The organism is Tistrella mobilis KA081020-065, assembly GCF_000264455.2.
Classification (GTDB): Bacteria; Pseudomonadota; Alphaproteobacteria; order Tistrellales; family Tistrellaceae; genus Tistrella; species Tistrella mobilis.
This window is the reverse complement of sequence record NC_017956.1, coordinates 435,314-455,210: the sequence shown is the minus strand read 5'-3', so window position 1 is coordinate 455,210 and position 19,897 is coordinate 435,314. Positions and strand designations below refer to the sequence as shown.

The 19,897-nt window shown below is 68.0% G+C and carries 16 protein-coding genes; 4 read left to right on the top strand and 12 right to left on the bottom strand.

Going from position 1 to position 19,897, the window contains the following annotated elements:
• Nucleotides 1–83: 83 nt before the first annotated feature.
• Complete coding sequence (locus TMO_RS02130; RefSeq protein ID WP_041604790.1) at nucleotides 84–983, bottom strand: LysR family transcriptional regulator; 900 nt, start codon at nucleotides 981–983, stop codon at nucleotides 84–86.
• Between the two features lie 20 nt (nucleotides 984–1,003).
• Nucleotides 1,004–3,781: a phosphoenolpyruvate carboxylase gene (gene ppc, locus TMO_RS02125; protein ID WP_051045436.1), complete on the bottom strand. Its 2,778-nt coding sequence runs from the start codon at nucleotides 3,779–3,781 to the stop codon at nucleotides 1,004–1,006.
• 175 nt (nucleotides 3,782–3,956) lie between these two features.
• Here ppc and TMO_RS02120 point away from each other — a divergent pair, with 175 nt between their 5' ends.
• A complete protein-coding gene (locus TMO_RS02120; protein ID WP_014743932.1) occupies nucleotides 3,957–4,430 on the top strand; it encodes a low molecular weight protein-tyrosine-phosphatase in 474 nt (157 codons plus the stop codon).
• 127 nt (nucleotides 4,431–4,557) lie between these two features.
• Nucleotides 4,558–5,583: an aldo/keto reductase gene (locus TMO_RS02115; protein WP_014743931.1), complete on the top strand. Its 1,026-nt coding sequence runs from the start codon at nucleotides 4,558–4,560 to the stop codon at nucleotides 5,581–5,583.
• 14 nt (nucleotides 5,584–5,597) lie between these two features.
• On the opposite strand, the gene TMO_RS02110 is transcribed toward TMO_RS02115, so the two are convergent.
• The 5 genes from TMO_RS02110 to TMO_RS02090 form a co-directional block, all read right to left on the bottom strand.
• Nucleotides 5,598–6,212, bottom strand: a complete 615-nt coding sequence (locus tag TMO_RS02110; protein WP_014743930.1) for a potassium channel family protein — start codon at nucleotides 6,210–6,212, stop codon at nucleotides 5,598–5,600.
• Between the two features lie 202 nt (nucleotides 6,213–6,414).
• Nucleotides 6,415–6,972 carry a cytochrome b/b6 domain-containing protein gene (locus tag TMO_RS02105; RefSeq protein WP_014743929.1) on the bottom strand — a complete coding sequence of 186 codons (558 nt, stop codon included), beginning with the start codon at nucleotides 6,970–6,972 and terminating at the stop codon, nucleotides 6,415–6,417.
• 3 nt (nucleotides 6,973–6,975) lie between these two features.
• The gene (locus tag TMO_RS02100) at nucleotides 6,976–7,266 is read right to left on the bottom strand and encodes a PepSY domain-containing protein (protein ID WP_014743928.1); all 291 of its coding nucleotides are present in this window, start codon (nucleotides 7,264–7,266) and stop codon (nucleotides 6,976–6,978) included.
• A gap of 152 nt (nucleotides 7,267–7,418) precedes the next feature.
• On the bottom strand, nucleotides 7,419–9,401 hold the full coding sequence (locus tag TMO_RS02095; RefSeq protein WP_014743927.1) for an AsmA family protein: 1,983 nt from the start codon (nucleotides 9,399–9,401) through the stop codon (nucleotides 7,419–7,421).
• A 252-nt stretch (nucleotides 9,402–9,653) separates the two neighbouring features.
• Nucleotides 9,654–10,499 (bottom strand): OmpA family protein, encoded by an 846-nt coding sequence (locus TMO_RS02090; protein WP_014743926.1) that lies wholly within the window; start codon nucleotides 10,497–10,499, stop codon nucleotides 9,654–9,656.
• A 518-nt stretch (nucleotides 10,500–11,017) separates the two neighbouring features.
• On the opposite strand from TMO_RS02090, the gene TMO_RS02085 reads away from it, so the two are divergent.
• Nucleotides 11,018–11,935 carry a histone deacetylase gene (locus TMO_RS02085; protein ID WP_041604789.1) on the top strand — a complete coding sequence of 306 codons (918 nt, stop codon included), beginning with the start codon at nucleotides 11,018–11,020 and terminating at the stop codon, nucleotides 11,933–11,935.
• Nucleotides 11,935–12,405, top strand: a complete 471-nt coding sequence (locus TMO_RS02080) for an MmcB family DNA repair protein (protein WP_051045288.1) — start codon at nucleotides 11,935–11,937, stop codon at nucleotides 12,403–12,405. The genes TMO_RS02085 and TMO_RS02080 overlap by 1 nt, the downstream gene beginning before the upstream one ends.
• A gap of 26 nt (nucleotides 12,406–12,431) precedes the next feature.
• Here TMO_RS02080 and TMO_RS02075 read toward each other — a convergent pair whose 3' ends face one another.
• The 5 genes from TMO_RS02075 to TMO_RS28940 form a co-directional block, all read right to left on the bottom strand.
• Nucleotides 12,432–13,073, bottom strand: coding sequence for a glutathione peroxidase (locus tag TMO_RS02075; protein ID WP_014743923.1), 642 nt, complete (start codon nucleotides 13,071–13,073; stop codon nucleotides 12,432–12,434).
• 157 nt (nucleotides 13,074–13,230) lie between these two features.
• Nucleotides 13,231–15,684 carry a DNA translocase FtsK gene (locus TMO_RS02070; RefSeq protein WP_014743922.1) on the bottom strand — a complete coding sequence of 818 codons (2,454 nt, stop codon included), beginning with the start codon at nucleotides 15,682–15,684 and terminating at the stop codon, nucleotides 13,231–13,233.
• Nucleotides 15,681–16,127, bottom strand: a complete 447-nt coding sequence (locus tag TMO_RS02065; protein WP_041604788.1) for a PAS domain-containing protein — start codon at nucleotides 16,125–16,127, stop codon at nucleotides 15,681–15,683. The genes TMO_RS02070 and TMO_RS02065 overlap by 4 nt, the downstream gene beginning before the upstream one ends.
• A 112-nt stretch (nucleotides 16,128–16,239) precedes the next feature.
• Nucleotides 16,240–17,028, bottom strand: coding sequence for an ABC transporter permease (locus TMO_RS02060; RefSeq protein WP_014743920.1), 789 nt, complete (start codon nucleotides 17,026–17,028; stop codon nucleotides 16,240–16,242).
• Nucleotides 17,029–17,182: 154 nt separating this feature from the next.
• On the bottom strand, nucleotides 17,183–19,786 hold the full coding sequence (locus TMO_RS28940; protein WP_051045287.1) for a mechanosensitive ion channel domain-containing protein: 2,604 nt from the start codon (nucleotides 19,784–19,786) through the stop codon (nucleotides 17,183–17,185).
• Nucleotides 19,787–19,897 lie beyond the last annotated feature (111 nt).

The window sequence follows — 19,897 nt, the reverse complement described above, 5'->3', positions numbered from 1 at the left end:
CCTCCGTTGCGTGGGGACGTGGCCGCTTTTCGCATATGCAGAAAAATCCGTGAAACGGATTTATCTAATCAATCTTATCACTTTTATCGATAAGTCTGGACCCGATCGCGGATGAAACCGGCAAGGGCATCGGTGGCGGGATCCGGCCGCGGCACCGACAGCAGGCAGATCTCGGCATCGCTGAGCGCCGGCCAGCCACGGCGGGCATCGAACCCGACCAGCCCTTCAGGCACCATGGTCCGGGGCAGCACGGTGAAGCCCAGCCCGGCCTTCACCGCCGCAACCGCGCCTGCAAAACTCGGGCTGGAATAGGCCACCGTCCAGGGCAGGCCGATTTCGGCCAGCGCGCGGGTCGCACGCGCCCGGTAGACGCAGGGCGGCGGCGACAATACCAGCGGCAACGGGTCGGCGGATGCCGCCTCGGCCACCTCGGCAAAGGGGGTCTCGGGGCTCATCTCCGGCCCCCCGACCCAGACCAGATGTTCCCGCCAGAGCCGGATGCTGTCGGCATGCAGATCGTCCGGATCCTGCTTGATGACGATCAGGTCGTAGCGCCCGGCCTTCAGGCCGTCGATCAGATGCAGGGTCAGATCGCAGTTCACATCCAGCCGGATGCGGGGATGGGCGGCCGCGAAGGCCGCCAGGATCTCGGGCAGATAGCGCGTGGCGAAGTCTTCGGGCGAGCCGAAGCGGACCTCGCCCGCGATCTCGGGCGTGCGGAACCGGTCGAGCATCGTATCCGACAGCCGGATCATCTGGCGGGCATAGCCCAGCAGCACCTCGCCCTCGCGGGTCAGGCGGACATTGCGCTTGTCCCGGTCGAACAGGGTGCAACCGACCAGATCCTCCAGCTTGCGGATCTGGGTGCTGACGGCCGACTGCGACCGTCCGACCCGTTCGGCGGTGCGGGAAAAACTGCGCGTTTCCGCCAGAGAAACGAAACTGCGCAGCAGCGCGGTGTCGATGTCATGCACCGGAGACATGCCTCCCCGGATCTGCGGGGTCAGCCACTGTTGCGCAGCCCGGCCGAGATCCCGTTGATGGTGAGATGGATGCCGGAGAGATGGCGGTCGCTGCCCGCCTCCGACCGGTGCTGGCGCAGCATTTCGACCTGAACATGGTTCAGCGGATCCAGATAGGGGAAGCGGTCGCGGATCGACCGCGCCAGCTGCGGCGTCCGCTCCAGCACCATCGTCTGGCCGGTGATCGCCAGAAGTGCCGCCTCGGACGACTGCCATTCGGCACGGATCCGGCCGAACACCGCTTCGCGCAGCGCCTCGTCGGGCACCAGTTCGGCATAGCGGGATGCGATCGCCATACTGGTCTTGGCCAGCACCATCTCCATGTTCGACAGCAGCGTGGTGAAGAAGGGCCAGTCGCGATACATGCGCCGCAACCGGTCGAGCCCTGCCTCGCCATGACGGTCACGCCAGGCGGTCACCGCCGCCCCGAACCCGTACCAGCCGGGCAGCATCGCCCGACACTGCGACCACGAGAACACCCAGGGGATCGCCCGCAGATCCTCGATCCGCCGCGTGCGGCTGCGCGAGGCCGGACGACTGCCGATATTGAGCGAGGCGATCTCGGTGATGACGGTCGAGGCCCAGAAATAGTCTTCAAAGCCGGGCGTTTCGTAGACGAGGGCCCGATAGGCGGTAAAGGCGGTGTCGGACAGCTCTTCCATCGCCGCCATGTCGGCCTCGAGGTCGGCGCAGGCCGGCTGCGGCAGAAGGCTCGCTTCCAGCGTGGCGGCGACGAAGGTTTCGAGGTTGCGCCGGCCGAGGCCCGGATTGGCGTATTTGCTGGAGATGATCTCGCCCTGTTCGGTGACCCGGATCCGGCCGCCCACAGCGCCGGCCGGCTGGGCCAGGATCGCGTCATAGGCCGATCCGCCGCCCCGGCCGACCGAGCCGCCGCGCCCGTGGAACAGGCGCAGCGCCACCCCGGCCTCGCGGAAGCAGGCGACCAGCTCCGTCTCCGCCTTGTAGAGTTCCCAGCGCGAGGTGACGAAGCCGCCATCCTTGTTGCTGTCGGAATATCCCAGCATGACCTCCTGCATCTCGCCGCGCGAGGCGACGAGACGGCGATAGGCCGGGCAGGCAAAGACCCGCCGCATGATCTGGGGCGCGGCCCTGAGGTCGGCGATGGTTTCGAACAGCGGTACGATATTCACCGCGGCGGTTCCGTCGGGCCGCACCAGCCCGACCTCCTTCAGCAGCAGCGCCAGTTCCAGCAGGTCCGAGGCCCCGTCGGTCTTCGAGATGATCACGTTCTCGATCGCCTGGGGCCCGAGGCGACGATGGGTCGCCGCCGCCTCTGCGAAGATTGCGAATTCGGCCGTGGTCTCTTCGCAATATTTTGCGAAGGGCGACACCAGCGGCCGGGTGGTCGCAAGCTCGCGCTCCAGAACCGCGATGCGTGCCTCTTCGTCCAGCGACAGATAGTCGGTGCCGGGAGCGGCCACCTCCAGCAGTTCGGCCACCGTGCGCTCATGCACCGCCGAATTCTGGCGCAGATCGAGCACCGCCAGATGGAAGCCGAAACAGTCGACCGCCCGCCTCAGACGCCGCAGCCGGCCGCGGGCGAGCAGAACCGAGCCATTGGCCACCAGGCTCTCATGAACGACGTCGAGATCCCGGGCAAGTCCGGCCGGATCGGCATAGCGCGGCGCCGCGGGCACCGGGCGGGTCACCGCATCGGCCGCGTCGAGCGCCTCAGCCGTCGCCGCCATCCGGGCATGAATGCCGGCCACCGCCAGGCGATAGGGTTCCTGGCGCTGATGCTCGGGCGTCACCGGCGAGGCCGCAGCCAGTGCCGCCAGATCGTCGCTCACCGGCACCAGCGTCGCCGACAGCGAGAGTTCGGCCCCAAGTTCGTGCAATTCGGCAAGATAGAATTTCATCGCCTGGCGGGTGTGCAGCCGCATGGTCGTGCGCAACACGTCGGCGGTCACGAACGGGTTGCCGTCGCGGTCGCCGCCGATCCAGCTGCCCATCTTCAGGAACGAGGCGACACCCGCCCGCGCCTCGGCGGTGCTGCCGGCGCGGCGGGCGAGCATGTCTTCCACCCGGGCGTGAACGGCCGGCACCTCGGTCAGGAAGGTCTCGTCGTAATAGCTGAGCCCGTTGACCACTTCGTCGATCACGGTCAGGCGGGTGCGGCGCAGCATGGCAGTCTGCCAGAGGGTGAGCACCGCGCGGGTGACCTCTTCCTCGATCGCCGCCGCCTCTTCGCCCTGCGGCCGCTCGCGGTCGCGACGGTCGAGCAGGCGGGCGATTTCCGCCTCGCGCGTCAGCGTGCTCTTGCGGCGCACCTCGGTCGGATGGGCGGTCAGCACCGGCCCCACCCGCGCGGTGTCGAAAAAGGCCGCGAGCCGGTCGGGATCGAGCCCGTCGGTCGCCGCGCGCGCCATCGCATAGTCGAGCGTTCCGGCCGCCGGACCGTCGCCGTCGGGCATGCCGGCGCGCGACTGGCGCAACCGGTCCTGATCCTCGGCGATGTTGGCGAGATGGGAGAAATAGCTGAAGGCACGGACGATCTTCAGCCCCTGCACCGTGTCCATGCCGCCGAGCAGCGCATCGAGTTCGTCATGCGCGGCACGATCCTCGTCGCGATGGAAGCGGATCGATGTCTGGCGGATCCGCTCCACCAGATCGAAGACCTCCGCCCCCTCGTTGAGGCGGACGATGTCGCCCAGGATCCGGCCGAGGAAGCGGATATCGTCCTTCAGAGCTGCATCGGACCCGTTGCCGTTGGCCGCCCTGGCGGGACCGCGCGTCATGCCGTCGTCGTCGCTCACACCCTGCTCCCTGCTCTTCCGCGGGGTCGTGCCATCCGCCACCGCCTCCATCTATTGGTAAGGCTGCGGGCGCGGCATCACAAGGCGGAGACTTGCTCCTTTCGCCGCAATGCGGCAGAGAAAGCCTCATGCCAGCCACCGTCACCGGAATCCGATCATGGCCACCACGCCGCCCGCCATTCTGTTTGTCTGCCTGGGGAATATCTGCCGCTCCCCCCTTGCCGAAGCCGCGATGCGCCGGGCGGCCGCGGCGGCGGAGCTGGAGGTGGTGATCGACTCAGCCGGCATCGGCGGCTGGCATGCGGGCGAGATGCCCGACGGACGGGCCCGGGCCGTGGCCGCCCGTCACGGCATCGATATCAGCGGCTATCGTGCCCGTCAGGTGAAGGGATCCGACTTCACCCGCTTCACCCATCTGGTCGCCATGGATCACGAGAATCTGGAGGCGCTGCGCCGACTGGCCCCCGCCGGGGCCACGGCAGAGCTGTCGCTGATGCTGGATCATGTCCCCGGCCGGCTGGGGCAGGCGGTGGCCGATCCCTATTACGGCGCCGATGCAGGCTTCGACCTCACCTGGGCCCAGGTCACGGCCGGGGCCGAGGGGCTGGTGGCGCGGCTGCGCCAGGGCTGATCGCCCACCAGGTTGAATTCCGCTCAGGCTGCCCCCCGGCCGATTTGGGGGTGACCCGACCGTCCGCTTCCGCTCTGCTGCGGGTCTGCCGCCTTGCGCGGCAGACCGCAACCGGGGAGGACGATCCATGGAATACCGCACGCTCGGCGGTTCGGGGCTGAAGGTCCCGGCGCTGATCCTGGGCACCGCCACCTTCGGCGGCGGCACCGATTTCTTCCGCAAATGGGGGGAGACGGGGGTGGCGGAGGCCACCCGGCTGGTCGATCTGGCGCTGGATGCCGGCTGCACCATGTTCGACACCGCCGACAGCTACTCGCTCGGCCGGTCGGAAGAAATCCTGGGGCAGGCGATCCGCGGCAGGCGCGACCAGCTGCTGATCGCGACCAAGACCGGCATGGCGCTGGGGCCCGGCCCCAATGATCTCGGCACCTCGCGCAGCCGGATCATCGCCTCCTGCGAGGCGAGCCTGAAGCGGCTCGGCACTGACCGGATCGACCTCTACCAGCTTCACGCTTTCGATGCGGTGACACCGGTCGACGAGATGCTGCATGCGCTGGACACGCTGATCCGCGACGGCAAGATCCGCTATGCCGGGGTCTCGAACTATTCCGGCTGGCACCTGATGAAGATGCTGGCGGCGGCCGACCGCCTGGGTCTGCCACGGCCGGTGGCGCACCAGGTCTACTATTCCCTCGTCGCCCGGGATGCCGAATGGGAGCTGATGCCGCTCGGGCTCGACCAGAAGGTCGGCACCCTGGTCTGGAGCCCCCTCGGCGGGGCCCGGCTCTCGGGCCGTGTCGGCCGCAACCGCCCGGCACCGGCCGACAGCCGGGCCGCGACCGATGCCAGCTGGCAGGTACCGGACGAACGGCTCTATGCGATCACCGATGTGCTCGAGGCCCTGGCAGCCGAGACGGGGCACAGCATTCCCCGCCTCGCCCTCGCCTGGCTGCTGGGCCGGCCGGGAATTTCCGGGCTGGTGATCGGCGCCCGCACGCCGGAACAGCTGGCGGCCAATCTGACGGCCGGTGAGATCATGCTCGACACCGACCAGATCGCCCGCCTCGACGCCGCCAGCGCCGTCAGCCCACCCTATCCCTATTGGCATCAGCAGCGGACCATGGCCGCCCGCAACCCGCCGCCGGTACCCTGAGCGCGGGGTCCCGATCAGTCGCCCGCGCCGGCGTTATGATCTGAGATATGGTCGGCGCGGTGGCGCACCTCCTGAATATGCGGCCGCCACGGGGCATGCGGATGCCAGGGCTGCCAGGCATGATGCCCCTCGGGCTGGCCCTCTCGCGCCTTGCGCGCCGACCGGCGCTCGTCATGGCGCTCGATCGCGCTGGTCAGCACCGCCACCACCACGGCGGTGGTCCAGCCGAACAGGATGATACCGTTGACCGAGGCCATCGCCCCCAGCAGCCGCCACTGGTGGTCGAGCACGATATCGCCATAGCCAAGCGTGCTGAAGGTCACCACCGAGAAATAGAGTGCGGATTCGAGGTTCGAGAACTCGCCCAGCCAGAGCAGCATCACCGCCCAACCCCAGATCTCGATGGTATGGGCGACCAGCATGCCGAGGGTGGCGGCCGCAACCATCATCGGAACCGCAATAAAGGCATCGCCCAGAAGTTTCGACATCGTCGGCTCGAAGCGCCGGAGCCCGGCGATCACTGCAACGGTCGCAATTGTATGCAGTGCGATATTGCCGAGGATCGCTGCGGTCGCAACCACGAGCTGGAGGCTGACGCCAATATCAGGGGCGATGTCGACTTCGGTCATGAAGGGCGGCTCCGGGCACGGGCGATCTGCCACCGGCAAGGGTGGGCCGACAGCCTAGCGCCGTCGCCACCGGCCGCAAAGTGCCGCTGACGGCAGTGCATGCGATCCCGCCTTTCCAGACGCCCCCTGCCGAAAAAACCGCACCGCCGCGCGAGGCGCGGCGGTGCGGCGACAGCAGATAGGGGCAGCCGGGCGGAGCGGCTCAGCGTCGCCAGCGCTTGCGGCCGGTGACCATGGCTGCGACCAGATTGACCCGGCCGAACAGGCTCTCCAGGATCGCAACCGCCGCATGGACCAGGGCGAGCGGGATGATCGCCTCGGCCGCGGCCTCATGCAGCCCTTCCACCCACTCGACGCCCCAGAAGGTATCGGTGGTCGTCATGATGCCCGTCACCGTGACCACGACCAGCAGGGCCATCAGCGCCAGCATCATGACCGCACCCGCCGGATTGTGCCCGACATAGTCTCGGGCTCGGCCAGCCAGAAGGTCGCGAAAATAGCCGGTCAACCGGCGCGGCGCGGGGATGAAGTCGGCGAAGCGCGCATGACGCGTGCCCACGAACCCCCAGAGGATCCGTATGGCCAGCACCGCCGCCAGCACATAGCCGACCAGACGATGCGGACCTTCGCCTTCTTCAAGCAGACCCAGATCGAGCACGCAGCCCACGACCGTAATCCAGTGGAAGGCACGCACGACCGGATCCCAGACCCGGACCCCGGGCCCGCCCGGCCGCGCGGCCGCCTCGATCCCCGCAGCCATGGCTCAATCGATCTCCTGCTTCACGATATGGCCGTCGGTCGGGTCGAAATAGACCTCGGCCTTCCGGCCTTCCTTGTCGTGGCCGTAGATCTCGTAGCAATTGCCCTTGGTGGTCTTGAAGGTGCGGATATCCTTGTAGCCCATTTCGGCGATCTTCGCCTTCATCTGGTCTTCGGACATCCACTTATCCTTGGGGGCGCTGGTGCAGGTCGTGCTGGCCAGGGCCGGCGCGGCCAGGACGGTCAGAACGGCGGCGGGGGCCGCGACGGCGGCAAACAGACGGGCAAACGACATGGGGAGAGGCTCCAGAGGGCAGTGGGGAAGCTGATCCGATGTGGCGGCACGGACGGCACCGTCCCGCGCCACGTCATCAGCCTACCCATGCGGGCTTTCACCCCACTTACCCACGGCTTGCGCGATCCTTACGGCCCGCGCCCGGGACGATCTCAGCGCCCCAGAAGCCCCTTCAGCGCATCGCCGAAATTGCCCGAGCGGACGTCGTCGAGCGCCTTGCGCGTGGCGTCGGGATCTTCGAGCGTGCGCTTGACCGTCCCTTCCAGATCGGGCCGGAACGACAGGTTGTCCCAGGGGCCCTGAACCAGAACCGGCACCATCACGCCGGAGAGCCCGGTCTGTCCGCCCTGGCCTTCCAGATTGGCCACGGCCTTGGGCTCGATGCGATAATCGACCCGCCGCGCCGGCAGATCGACCGTCCCCTGCCCGCCGACCCGCAGCAGCGGCGCCTGCATTTCGGCGTCGCGATTGGTCAGGATGCCCTTGTCGAGGGTGTAGGTTCCGGCAAGGCGGGCGAAATCGGTCTTGCGCGCATCAGCCGTATCACCGCGCAGGGCGCCGGTCGGATCACGGATCAGCGCCGCGATGTTGATGCCGCGGATCGCGCCGTCGGTGAATTCGAACAGCCCCTTGCCGCCGAGCGACCCGATCAGGGCACGCTGGCTGTTGCCGCGCGCCGTCAGATCGGCCTCCAGCCGGCCCTTGCCTTCCAGACGGTCGAAATCGGCTGCCGCCTTCAGCAGCGGCAGCATGTCGAGACCGCTGAAGGTCGCCTTGACGCTCATCGACGCAGGCGCCGCCCGGCCATCAAGGCCGATCGTCGCCGAACCGCTGCCGCCATAAAGCGTGGTCTTCGGCACCTCGATCCGCGCCCGCCGGTCATCGATGGCCAGGCGGAGTTCGGTCGCCCCCAGCTTCGTATCGCCGAGGCTGACCGAGGTCGCATTCAGCGTGACATCGGCATCGAGCAGCCCCAGGGCGGAGAGATCGATCGGATCGTCGCTCCAGCCGCCCGCGGCCTTGTCCGTCCCGGCCGCGCCGTTCCCGGCACCGGGCTCCGATCCGCCTGCGATATAGCGATCAAGCACCAGATCGCCGGTGGTCAGGCCGGCGGTGATCTTCGGGCGCGGCCCTGCGATATCGGCCGAGAGGGAGCCCGTGGCCTCGATATCGTCGACGCCCAGTTTCATGTCGGTGAATGCGACCCGCGTCGCCGTGGCGTCGATCCGGCCGTCGAGGTTCAACCGGGTGGCGACGCCATCCGGCAGGGCCGGCCCGGGGGCCGCGGCAGCAATGATCGACCGGAGATCCGGCAGCGACAGCCCGGCCGTCCCGTTGAAGCCCGGCGAGGCACCAAGATTGGCATCGCCGGCGAGATGGATCTTGCCCTCACCCAGGCCGAGATCCAGGCTGACGGGGGTTTTGCCGCCTTCAAGCACCGCCCGGGTCTGCCCCGCTTCGGCCGAGATCGTCACCGGCTGATCCCGCCAGCTGGCATCGCCCGCAAGCGTCAGGCTGCTCTCGAGATCGGGGGCGGCAAGGGTCAGGTTCACATCGTCGAGCCGCTCGTCGGTGCCGCTCATGGCATCGGTATAGATGACCGTGCCGTTGGTGATCTTCACCTCGCCGAGACTGAGACCCGAGAGCCCGCCACCGGAAGACGGCGTTGCAGCCGGCGCAGCCGGGGCCGACCCGCCGGCCGCGGGTGCCGCCGGCGTCAGGGTGCCCGTGCTCGTCTGTCCGCCCGCATGGATCTGCCAGTTGGCCGCGCCATCGGCGTTACGCTCCAGCCGGATCACCGGCTCGTCCAGCACGAAACGCCGCACCTGAACATCGCCCGACAGCAGCGGCCAGAGGGCGAGTTCAACCTGCAACTGGCCGATACGCGCCATGTCGCCGGCATCCGACCAGGGGGCATTGGCGAAGCGGGCGCCGTCCACCCGGACCGCAAGATCGGGCAGAACGTTCAGCCCGACATCTCCCTCGATCACCAGCTTGCGCCCGGTGCGGGCCTCCACCTCGGCGGTGACCCGCTGCACGATCGCCTCAGTCGGGATCAGGAAGGGGGCCGCGATCGCGGCGCCGGCCAGCACGACCACCAGCGCCCCAGCTGCAATCAGGATCTTCTTCATCATCCGCGCCTCTCTCCCCGGGGACCAGGATACGGTCTGTCAGATGTTCCGAGCCCACCATGCCTCATCCCGGCCCGGTTGTCCGGTGACAGAACATGTCACGGCCCGAATGGCTGCACCCGCACCGTGAAACCCGCAGGCCTACGTCACCCGACGAAAAAAGGGTGGACCCGCCGGAGCGGATCCACCCTTTCTGTCGTCTTCGCGATCTCCGGCCCGGTCACCCGGGCCGGCGTCGGTCAGGATCCGCCGGGATCACTGCGCCAGACGGATGATCACGACGCGGTTGCGCTGCTCGCGCACGCCGTCGGCGGTCGGCACCGGCACGTCACGCTCGCCATGGGCGACGGCGGTGATCGCGTTGCGCGGCACGCCCAGCTTCACCAGCTCGGCGGTCACCGACTCGGCGCGGCGGGTCGACAGGCGGTCGTTGTACGGGATCGGGCCCGAACGGTCGGTGTGCGCGTCGAGACGCAGCGCGACCGACTTGCGCTCCTTATAGGCCTGGGCGGCATCACGGATGATGTCATAGGCCTGGCCGTGCAGCTGGGCGCTGTCCCACGGGAAGAAGATCTGGAACTCGACCGGCTTCACGACGGCGACCGGCTGCGGCGCCGGGGCGGCCTTGGCCTCGAGCTCGGCCATCGCATCCTCGAACATCTTGCGGCAGGCCGCGATGTCCTCGGGCTGATGGTTCTCTTCCTGCTCCTGGACCCAGCAGTCGAAGCCGGCCTGGGCCTTGGCGGCCGCAACCGGCTTGGCCGAGGTGGCGCCGCCGTTCAGCTGAGTCATCAGACGCTGACGGGCCGAGGACAGGGCCGGAACCGAGGCGGCCGGCAGGTACCAGTCGGAGAGCTGCTCCGGCGGCACCATGGTGCCCTCGCGGGCCCACTCGCCCTTCTGCGCGAAGACGTCGCCGTCGACCCAGTCGAACTCGGCGCGCTCGGCGCGGGCCAGCGCCAGATACTCGTCCGACAGCGCCGCCAGGAACGGATCGGCCGGGGCGGGGGTCTGCGCGATGCTGTCGGGGTCGATCAGACCGCAGGCAGAGATGCTGCCGGCAACGAGGCCGACCACGGCAATGCGGTTCAGCGCGTTCATTATGGATTACCCTCCTTGGTGAAGCCGTTGGGGTGGTTGCCGGGCATCCTATCGAATACGGCAGATGATGCCCGAGTCATCGTCGTGGCTTTTTCGTCACCCTTGATGCCCACCATAGAACACGGCCTGCATCAGGGCTTCTGGCGCGTGATTTCCGGTATCCGGCCGGATTTCAGACGGTCGGGCACCGCAGCTCACGCTGCCATTCGGAGATCATGCAACCCCCGCTGTGCTTCGCGAGCCTGCACCTTCTCCACGCCGCCCGGCGAGGGGAATGGCGGCAGGCTTCGCACGAAGGCGCGGCTTCGAGAATACTCCCGAAACCGGCCGGGAAAAACAGGCAACCGGCGCCGTTCCGGCCGATCGGGCTTCGCGACGGGCGGCCTCGGGCGTGCCTTCCGTCGCTCAACTCCTGCGGCCGTTTTACGATCCATGATGGGCGGACCGGATTGACGCCACATATTGTCACAGCATCCTTAATGTTTCGCGACACGGGGTCAGGTCAAGGGTTGCGTCGAATGAGTCTGAGCTTGGTGCATCATTCCTGCTACACTGTGCCCTTCCCGCCACGGCATCGTTTCCCGATCGGCAAGTTCGCGGCCCTGAAGGCGCATCTGGACCGCGGGCCGTTCGCCGACAGGTTTCGCCATGTCGTGCCCGAGCCTGCGGATGCTGCCCTGCTGGAGCGGGCCCATACGCCCGATTACGTCGCCGACGTACTGGCCTGCCGGCTGGATCCGACGGCGATCCGCCGCATCGGCGTGCCCGTCACCCCGCCGGTGGTGATGCGGGCGACGGCCTCGGTGGGCGGCACGGTGGCAGCGGTCGAGGCAGCCCTGGACCGCGGCATCGCCAGCAACACCGCCGGCGGCAGTCATCATGCCCATGCGGGCTTCGGTGCCGGGTTCTGCGTGTTCAACGACGTCGCCGTGGCCGCCTGTCACGCGCATGCCACGGGTCGGGCCGGGCGGGTGGTGATCATCGACCTGGATGTTCATCAGGGCGACGGCACCGCCCGCATTCTGGAGGATCAGCCCTGGGCGGTGACCTTCTCCATGCACGGGGCCCGCAACTTCCCGGTCCGCAAGGCCCGCAGCACCATCGATATCGAGCTGCCGGACGGCACCGGCGACGCGGCCTATCTCGATCAGCTGGAAGACGCCCTGCCCGGGCTTCTGGACGCGCCCCGGCCGGATCTGGTCATCTATCTGGCGGGGGTCGATCCGCATCGGGACGACCGGTTGGGCCGGCTGGCGCTGACCGATCGCGGCCTGGCCGCCCGAGAACATCTCGTGCTCGACCGGTGTCTCGCCCGTGGCATTCCGGTGGCCACGGTGCTGGGTGGCGGCTATGACGAGGATGTCGAGGCCCTGGCACGCCGCCATGCGCTCGCGATCGAAACCGCCGTCAGACTTGCAGAGGCCTACAGATTGTGATGGACGACGAGGCGAAGCCCCCCGCTGCCGGCAATTCGGTCGCGGGCATCGCGGCCATGGTGGCCGCCGGAACCAGGCGGATGCTGGAAGAGGCGATGGATATGGCCGTGCTCGCCGAATTTCCGCTCGCCTCAGGTCGGCGGGCCGATCTGATGGCGCTCGACGCCAGAGGGCAGTTCACGCTGATCGAGATCAAGAGCGGCGCCGCGGATTTTCGCACCGACCGGAAATGGCCGGAATATGCCGACTGGGCCGACCGTTTCCTGTTCGCCGTCGCCCCGGATTTTCCGCAGCAGATCCTGCCCGAAGACGAGGGGCTGATCCTGGCCGACGCCTTCGAGGCGGCGATCCTGCGCGAGGCGAAACCACGCCCGCCGCTCGCCCCTGCCCGCCGCAAGGCGCTGACCCTGCGCTTCGCGCGGATTGCGGCGCGGCGACTTTCGGGCGGCACGATGCCCAGGGACGCCTGAAGGGGACCCGGCCTCCCGAACGGGGGTCAGTTCAGTCTGGCCTGCCGCTGAGGCAGGACGGCTTCGATCGCCGAGACGATCTCACGATCGGTCGGCTCCACCCGCGAGGGCCAGCTCTTCACCGCCCGCCCCTGGGCATCGATCAGGTATTTGTGGAAATTCCAGCGCGGCGCCGCGTCCTCGCCGAGCGAGGCGGTCAGCCAGCGAAACAGCGGATGCGCCTCGCTGCCGCGCACCGTCTGCTTTTCAGCCAGCGGGAAATCGACGCCATAGGTGACGGTGCAGAATTCTTTGGTGCGACCGGCCTCGTCGTATTCCTGGCCGCCGAAATCACCCGAGGGGACACCGACCACCACCAGGCCACGGTCGCGATAGTCCTGCCAGAGCTTCACCAGCCCCTCATACTGCCGGGTGAAGCCGCAGAGCGAGGCGGTGTTGACGATCAGCAGCGGCTGGCCGCGCCAGGCCGCCATGTCGATGGTGCCGCCATCGATGGCCGGCAGGGAAAAATCATAGGCCGTCATACCGGTCGCCTCCGCCGTCGCATGTTTCGATGCCTCGCCGCCGGTGCTGCGCGGCAGCGCAGAGGCCGGTAGCACTGCGACCGCCGCGATCGTCGCCGCTGCCGTCACCGCGATCCCTGCCGCCAGGATCCTGGCGATGGTCATGATGCGCACCTTTCCGGCTGAGACACCGTGCCTGACACGTCGGATATGCCTGAAACGTCAAGGACCGTCCTGCCCTCTCCCGTCAGGGGAGAGATTAGGACGGTCCATCGGTCGTTCAAGCCCGGAACCGGGGGGCTACCCCGCAAAGCCCTGAATCTCAGCTCTGCTGGCGACGCTCGGCGAAGTAGTTGCGGGCATTGACCAGGATCTGGCGCCGGCCGACATGGTCGGGCGGGCTGATCATGCCTTCGGACTCCATCCGCTCCACCAGCCGGGCGGCACGATTGTAGCCGATCTGCAGATGGCGCTGGATGAAGCTGACCGAGACCTTGTCTTCGCGCAGGATCAGCGAAACCGCCTGGGCGAAGATGTCGCCGTCATCCTCCCCCTCAGGGGTGACGTCATCCGACGGCAGACCCTCGACCGGACCATCGCCGTCATCCTCTTCGGTGACGCTGTAGACATAGTCGGGCCGGCCCTGGCCGCGCAGATGCTCGACCACCTCCTCGACCTCGCGATCGCTCACGAAGGGCCCGTGGACGCGGGTGATGCGCCCGCCGGCCGCCATGAACAGCATGTCGCCCTGGCCCAGAAGCTGCTCGGCCCCCGCTTCGCCCAGGATGGTGCGGCTGTCGATGCGGCTGGTGACCTGGAAGGAAATCCGGGTCGGGAAATTGGCCTTGATGGTGCCGGTGATCACGTCCACCGAGGGCCGCTGGGTGGCCATGATCAGATGGATGCCGGCGGCGCGGGCCATTTGGGCCAGCCGCTGGATCAGGGTCTCGATCTCCTTGCCCGCCACCAGCATCAGGTCGGCCATCTCGTCGACGACCACCACGATATAGGGCAGGTGTTCAAGGTCGACGATCTGCTCCTCGAAGATCGGCTCCTGCTTCGCCTTGTCGTAGCCGACCTGCACCCGGCGGGTCACCTGCTCGCCGCGCTCGGCAAGCTCGGCCACCCGGCCGTTATAGCCTTCGATGTTGCGCACGCCCAAAAGCGACATGGAGCGGTAGCGGCTCTCCATCTCGCGCACGACCCATTTCAGCGCGGCGACCGCCTTGTTGGGGTCGGTGACGACCGGGGTCAGCAGATGCGGGATCTCGTCATAGACCGACAGTTCCAGCATCTTGGGGTCGACCATGATCAGCCGGCACTGTTCCGGCGGCAACCGGTAGAGCAGCGACAGGATCATGGCATTGATGCCGACCGACTTGCCCGAGCCGGTGGTGCCGGCGATCAGCAGATGCGGCATGCGGGTCAGATCGACCACCACCGGCTCGCCGCCGATATTCTTGCCCAGCGCCAGCGGCAGGCGGTGATGCGCCTGGGTATAGGCGGGCGAGGCCAGGATTTCGCGGAGATAGACGGTCGCACGCGACTCGTTGGGCAGTTCGATACCGATCACGCTGCGTCCGGGCACCACGGCGATACGCGCGGTGATGGCGCTCATCGACCGGGCGATGTCGTCGGCGAGATTGATCACGGTCGAGGATTTGGTGCCGGGCACCGGCTCCAGCTCGAACAGGGTCACCAGCGGCCCGCGCCGGACCTCCATGATCTCGCCCCGCACCCGGAAGTTCCTGAGCACGGTTTCAAGCTTGCGGGTCTTGTCGGCCAGCACACCCTCGTCGAGCGCGGGGTCGTCCTCGGCTTCCGATGTCGCCAGCAGAGCGAGGGCGGGCAGGACATAGCCGGCATCCTGTTCCGTGTCGTCCCAGCTCGCCGGCTCGTCGTCGCCTGCACCGTCCTCAGCTGCCTCGTCCTCGCCGGCCCCTTCATCGGCGGCCGCTACGTCATCCGCCTCGTTCTCGTCGACAGCCTCGGCCTCGACGGCATCATCGGCGTCCGCGTCGTCGAGATCCTCATCGAGGATGTCGTCGAGGGGATCCGCCTCTGCATCCTCGTCGGCAAAGGCGTCGTCGAGCTGCGGATCGGCGTGGACCGGCGCTTCGGAGACATCCCCCGCCGCATCTTCGTCCGCTGTGGCGTCGGCAGGCCCCACCGCATCCGCGTCGGAATCATCCTCGCCGGCGTCGTCTGTGACGGGTGCCGCCTCAGACTCTTCGGTGACGGACTCTTCGGTGACGGGCCCGGCCATATCGACGACCTCTGCCTCGGCATCGGCTTCATTGGCGGCGGCCAGCGCCTGGAAGTCGAACACCGGCTCTTCGCCCGGGATCACCTCGGCCGTCAGCAACTCGCCTTCCATCAGCGGCGGCGGCAGAACCAGGGGCACGGACAAAGCCAGGGCGAGGGCTTCCGCCTCGTCGGGCCAGTCTTCGCCATCCTCGGGCTCCAGCGCCGGGGCAAGGGCCGCTTCCGACCATTCCACCCCCGCCAGGAAGCCATAGGCAACCGCCAGCGCCTGCGCCTCGTCGACGGTGCCGGTGGCATAGATGACGGCCGCCTGCTCGGTGCCGGGATGGGCTTCGATCGCCCATTCCGGTTGGCCGCTATCGTCCAGCGCCAGCTTGATCAGACGGAAGGGGCGGTCGGTCATCGCGCACCACAGGCCGAATTCCTCGGCACGCGGTGGCATGGCGTTGTCCTGCTCGGGCTCGCGGCGCGGGTCCAGATCGGGCAGCGTATAGGGGCGCCGTGCGGTCATGCGTCCACCCTGTAGGCGGCGACGAGGAGCTTGCTCACCTCGCCGTCGAGATCGAAGAAGGGCAGCACCAGACGTTCCCAGGTCTGCTGCTCGCCGTCGAACATCGCCGTGTACACCCGCGAGACCGGCAGCCGGTCGGCACGCACCGCGTCGTATTCGGCGGCAAGCACGGCTGCCCGATCGGCCGCGATCCGGGCCAGGGTGCAGCCGGTCAGGTCGCCGCCGAAGGCGGATGCATAAGCAGGGCTGTAATAGCGATAGACGTAACCACCGGTTTCGTCCAGACCCAGGATGGCCATGTTGTCGAGCCAGGGCCTGAGGTCGGCCGGCGACATGCCGTCGAGGGCGGGAAAGCTGCCGCCGGCGCACAGCCGCAGCCAGAGGCCATAGAGGGCCTTCAGCTTGGGATGCCGCACGACGAGCGCCAGAGTGGATGAGGACATCGCGGAACCGATTACGGTTGGAGAGACGGAACGGAACGAGGCCGACGCAACGCCGAAGACGGCCGCATCCGGCAGGCCTGCCGGCCACGACCGTCGCGGACGATCCGCCGGATCAGGCCTTGAGCTTCCAGCCGCGGGCCAGTGCCCGCCAGCAGGCGATGCCAAGCACCAGGTCGACGCCGGCCAGCACGGCCATGCCCGCCAGCACAGAGCCATCGGCATGGCCGGTGATGCCATAGCGGAACCCGTCGATCATATAGAAAAACGGGTTGAGATGCGCCGCAAAGCTCCAGCCTTCGGGCAGGCGCGCGACCGAATAGAAGGTGCCCGACAGGAAGGAAAGCGGGGTGATCACGAAGTTGGTGATCGCCGCCATCTGGTCGAACTTGTCGGCCCAGACGCCCACCAGAATACCGATCAGCGCCATCATCGCCGAGGCGGCGACCAGGTGATAGATCACGAAGCCCGGATGGGCGAATTCGAAATGCACGAAGGGGCTCATCGCCGCGATGAGGACGATGCCCACGGTCACACCGCGGGTCACCGCCCCCAGCGCATAGCCCAGCGTCATCTCGACGGCTGAAAGCGGCGCCATCAGCACGTCGACGATATTGCCCTGTACCTTCGAAATCATCAGCGACGAAGACGAGTTCGCGAAGGCGTTCTGGACCACCTGCATCATGATCAGGCCGGGCGCCAGGAATTCCAGATAGGGCACGTCGCCCACCGTCTCGACTGCCCGGCCGAGGGCGAGCGAGAAGATCGCGAGGAACAGCAGACCCGTCACCACCGGTGCGGTCAGGGTCTGGCCCGCCACCTTCACGAAGCGGCGCACCTCGCGCAAGTAGAGGGTCGCGAAGCCCCGCCAGTTGACCGCCCCCATCTGTCGCGGTTCGCCCATGTCGTCACCTCGCTTCCACCGGACCCGACGGCACGCGCCGCCGCCCCCGCCTCAGGCCGTTCACGAGCCGGATGGGGCCGCCGGAGGATAAGCGCCATGGGCCGGAGGGGCAAGAGCGGGGCGGGAACGCCTGTCGTACACGCCGGCCCAGGCCTCAACGTGAGGGCTGGGAGTCGCCACCCGCTTCGCCCGACTCCTCGTCGATCCGCGGCGGGCGACGGCTGTCTTCGTCGCCGGGTACCGCACGAACGTCGCGCCGGTCCTCGGGATCCTCTGCCGCTGGTGCCACCGCCGGCAGCTTGGGGGCCGCATGTCCCGTCGCACCCGAGCGCCAGGAGCCTTCGGCCTTGAGCACCTGCACCGGCGCAGCCGGCGCCTTGCCATCCTTGCCCACGCCGAAATAGAGCGTGGTGTGCGGGAAGGGGATCTCGATGCCGCGCTCGTCGAAGACCTGCTTGATGCGGGCAAAGAAGGCGCGCTTGATCCCCCATTGCTGGCCGGGCTTCGTCATGATCCGGCCGCGGACGACCACGTCGCTGGCACCGAAGCGGTCGAGGCCGAAAATCTCGATCGGCTGAAGGATCAGATCCCGGAACTCCGGATCGTGCCCCATGGCCAGCCCGACCTCGCGCATCATCTCGGCCACCTCGCCCACATTCTCGCGATAGGCGACGCTGATATCCAGCAGGGCGTAGGAGAAGTCCTTGGTCAGGTTCTGGACGATGTCGACGGCGCTGAACGGCACGGTCCGCACCACACCCTCCACGTCGCGCAGGCGGATGGTGCGCACGGTCATGCGTTCCACCGCCCCGGTCTGGCCGGCGACGGTGACCACGTCGCCAACCGAGATCGTGTCTTCGAACAGGATGAAGGCGCCGGTGATGAAGTCCTTGACCAGCGTCTGGGCACCGAAACCGATGGCGAGGCCGACGACGCCGGCACCGGCCAGCAGCGGCGCGATGTCGATGCCGATTTCCGAGAAGACGGTCAGCACCACCACCAGGGTCAGGATGATCATGACCACGTTGCGCAGCATCGGCAGCAGGGTCTTGGCGCGCGTGGTGGGCGCGCGATCGCCATCGGATTGCAGGCGCCGCGAAATGGCCCCATCGACCATTTCCCAGATCACCGCGGCACCGACCACGAAGACCACGATCTTGACCAGCGCCCCCACCACCCGGGCGCCGGCGTCGGAGGCGAGCCAGGCCAGACCGCCCAGCCCCCAGACTTCGAGCAGCGCCAGCACCGCAAAGACATGGATGAAGCCGACGATGGCGGTACGGGTGATGGACAGATAGCGGTTCACCCGGGTTTCGATGCCGGGATGGCGCAGGATGAACTCGTCCGAGACCGAGAACAGCCGCTCCAGCATCCGTTCCGCCGCCATCACCGCCACCCGGTCCAGCAGCAGGATCAGGACGGTGGCGCCGGTCGCCTGCGCCAGGAAGGTGAAACCGCCATCGACCCCCAGCAGCCAGATCCCGGCCGCAATGGCGACATAGGCCAGCGCCAGCACATGCCAGACATCGGCGAGACGCGCGCGCAGGGTCGCCATGCCCGCACGCGTCACCTCGCGCGCCCGGTCGGCGGCGGCGGCGGCAAGATCGGGCGGAACGTCGTCGTCGGCGGTCCGGACATCCGCCTCTGCCGGCGTCACCCCGAGCGGTGCCGACCCGTCGCCGGGATCGGCCATCGCCGCCTCGGTGCCCGGCACGTCGTCGGCACCGAACTGGAGCGGCCGGCGGCCGGCGATCACATCGGCGACCTCGCGGCGGTTCTGCAGCACCACCACCGCCGCCAGGCTGGCCACGAACAGGCCGAAGACCTTGGACGCGACCAGCAGCACCGGCGGCGAGACCCCGAGCGTCCGGGCGACGTCGTACAGGAACCAGCCATAGACGGTGATGCGCGCAAAGCGCTTCAGCCAGATGTAGAGATAGGCGGCGGTTTCGTCAGAGAAGGGCAGCGGCCGAAGCCGGCGCACCTGCGGACGAAGCGCCATGCGCCCGGCCGCCAGTATCGCGCGCACGGCGATATTGGCCTGCACGACGGCGATCGCGATCATCGCAGCGTCGCCCGTCGGGCGCACCAGGGCGGTGGCCGCGGCGGCACCGCCCGCAAAGCCGGCAATACCCAGAAGATCGATCAGCAGCAGGCAGATACCGCGTGCAGCCCGGCGCCAGCGCGAGGCCGGCGGGTTGGTCCCGAGCCGGCGACGGGGGCGCGACAGCAGCGCTTTTACAATCCATTCCAGCAGAAAGCCCGCAGCAACCACCGCCGCCAGACGGCCGATCAGCTCAATCCACTGCTCCCGCTTCCTGTCGTTGGCAAGGCCGCGGCCGATACGCTCCAGCTCGTCGGGCGTATGCGACAGCGCGACCGCCGCCTTCTGCAGATCACGCCCCAGCGCATCCAGGCGGTTGGCGATCACCGTCGCCGGACCGTCAAGGAAAGGCATCACCAGTTCGGCTGCAAGTTCCTCGCCCTCGGCGGGCTCCGCCGGGGTTTCCGCCGCCTTCAGGCGCTCGATCAGCTTCTCCCGGCCCTCCGGGTTCTCGAGCAGCTTGATCAGCGCATCGACCTCCGCCTGACCGTCGCTGGTGGCGGTATCGGCGGAGCCGGAACCTGTGGAGGGCAGTCCGGGCAGGGTCTGGGCCTGCAGCGGGGCGACGGCGATCGTCGTCAGAAGAAGCAGGCAGACCAGAAGAGCCGGAACAATCCGGAGCAGGCGGGCGAAGGCGGTAAGGCGCAGCATCATCGTCTCGCTCGACACGAATGGAACCGTGCCTGAACCGGCACGACCGGGACTGTGGAGACCGTATTTAGCCCGCATCCCTGCGTCAATCACTGCACCACTGGCCCCCGAATC

What these genes read in the sequence shown, in the direction of transcription:
- TMO_RS02130 (WP_041604790.1), bottom strand. Translation starts at nt 983, where the DNA reads ATGTCTCCGGTGCATGACATCGACACCGCGCTGCTGCGCAGTTTCGTT.
- ppc (WP_051045436.1), bottom strand. Translation starts at nt 3,781, where the DNA reads ATGACGCGCGGTCCCGCCAGGGCGGCCAACGGCAACGGGTCCGATGCA.
- TMO_RS02120 (WP_014743932.1), top strand. Translation starts at nt 3,957, where the DNA reads ATGGCCACCACGCCGCCCGCCATTCTGTTTGTCTGCCTGGGGAATATC.
- TMO_RS02115 (WP_014743931.1), top strand. Translation starts at nt 4,558, where the DNA reads ATGGAATACCGCACGCTCGGCGGTTCGGGGCTGAAGGTCCCGGCGCTG.
- TMO_RS02110 (WP_014743930.1), bottom strand. Translation starts at nt 6,212, where the DNA reads ATGACCGAAGTCGACATCGCCCCTGATATTGGCGTCAGCCTCCAGCTC.
- TMO_RS02105 (WP_014743929.1), bottom strand. Translation starts at nt 6,972, where the DNA reads ATGGCTGCGGGGATCGAGGCGGCCGCGCGGCCGGGCGGGCCCGGGGTC.
- TMO_RS02100 (WP_014743928.1), bottom strand. Translation starts at nt 7,266, where the DNA reads ATGTCGTTTGCCCGTCTGTTTGCCGCCGTCGCGGCCCCCGCCGCCGTT.
- TMO_RS02095 (WP_014743927.1), bottom strand. Translation starts at nt 9,401, where the DNA reads ATGATGAAGAAGATCCTGATTGCAGCTGGGGCGCTGGTGGTCGTGCTG.
- TMO_RS02090 (WP_014743926.1), bottom strand. Translation starts at nt 10,499, where the DNA reads ATGAACGCGCTGAACCGCATTGCCGTGGTCGGCCTCGTTGCCGGCAGC.
- TMO_RS02085 (WP_041604789.1), top strand. Translation starts at nt 11,018, where the DNA reads ATGAGTCTGAGCTTGGTGCATCATTCCTGCTACACTGTGCCCTTCCCG.
- TMO_RS02080 (WP_051045288.1), top strand. Translation starts at nt 11,935, where the DNA reads ATGGACGACGAGGCGAAGCCCCCCGCTGCCGGCAATTCGGTCGCGGGC.
- TMO_RS02075 (WP_014743923.1), bottom strand. Translation starts at nt 13,073, where the DNA reads ATGACCATCGCCAGGATCCTGGCGGCAGGGATCGCGGTGACGGCAGCG.
- TMO_RS02070 (WP_014743922.1), bottom strand. Translation starts at nt 15,684, where the DNA reads ATGACCGCACGGCGCCCCTATACGCTGCCCGATCTGGACCCGCGCCGC.
- TMO_RS02065 (WP_041604788.1), bottom strand. Translation starts at nt 16,127, where the DNA reads ATGTCCTCATCCACTCTGGCGCTCGTCGTGCGGCATCCCAAGCTGAAG.
- TMO_RS02060 (WP_014743920.1), bottom strand. Translation starts at nt 17,028, where the DNA reads ATGGGCGAACCGCGACAGATGGGGGCGGTCAACTGGCGGGGCTTCGCG.
- TMO_RS28940 (WP_051045287.1), bottom strand. Translation starts at nt 19,786, where the DNA reads ATGATGCTGCGCCTTACCGCCTTCGCCCGCCTGCTCCGGATTGTTCCG.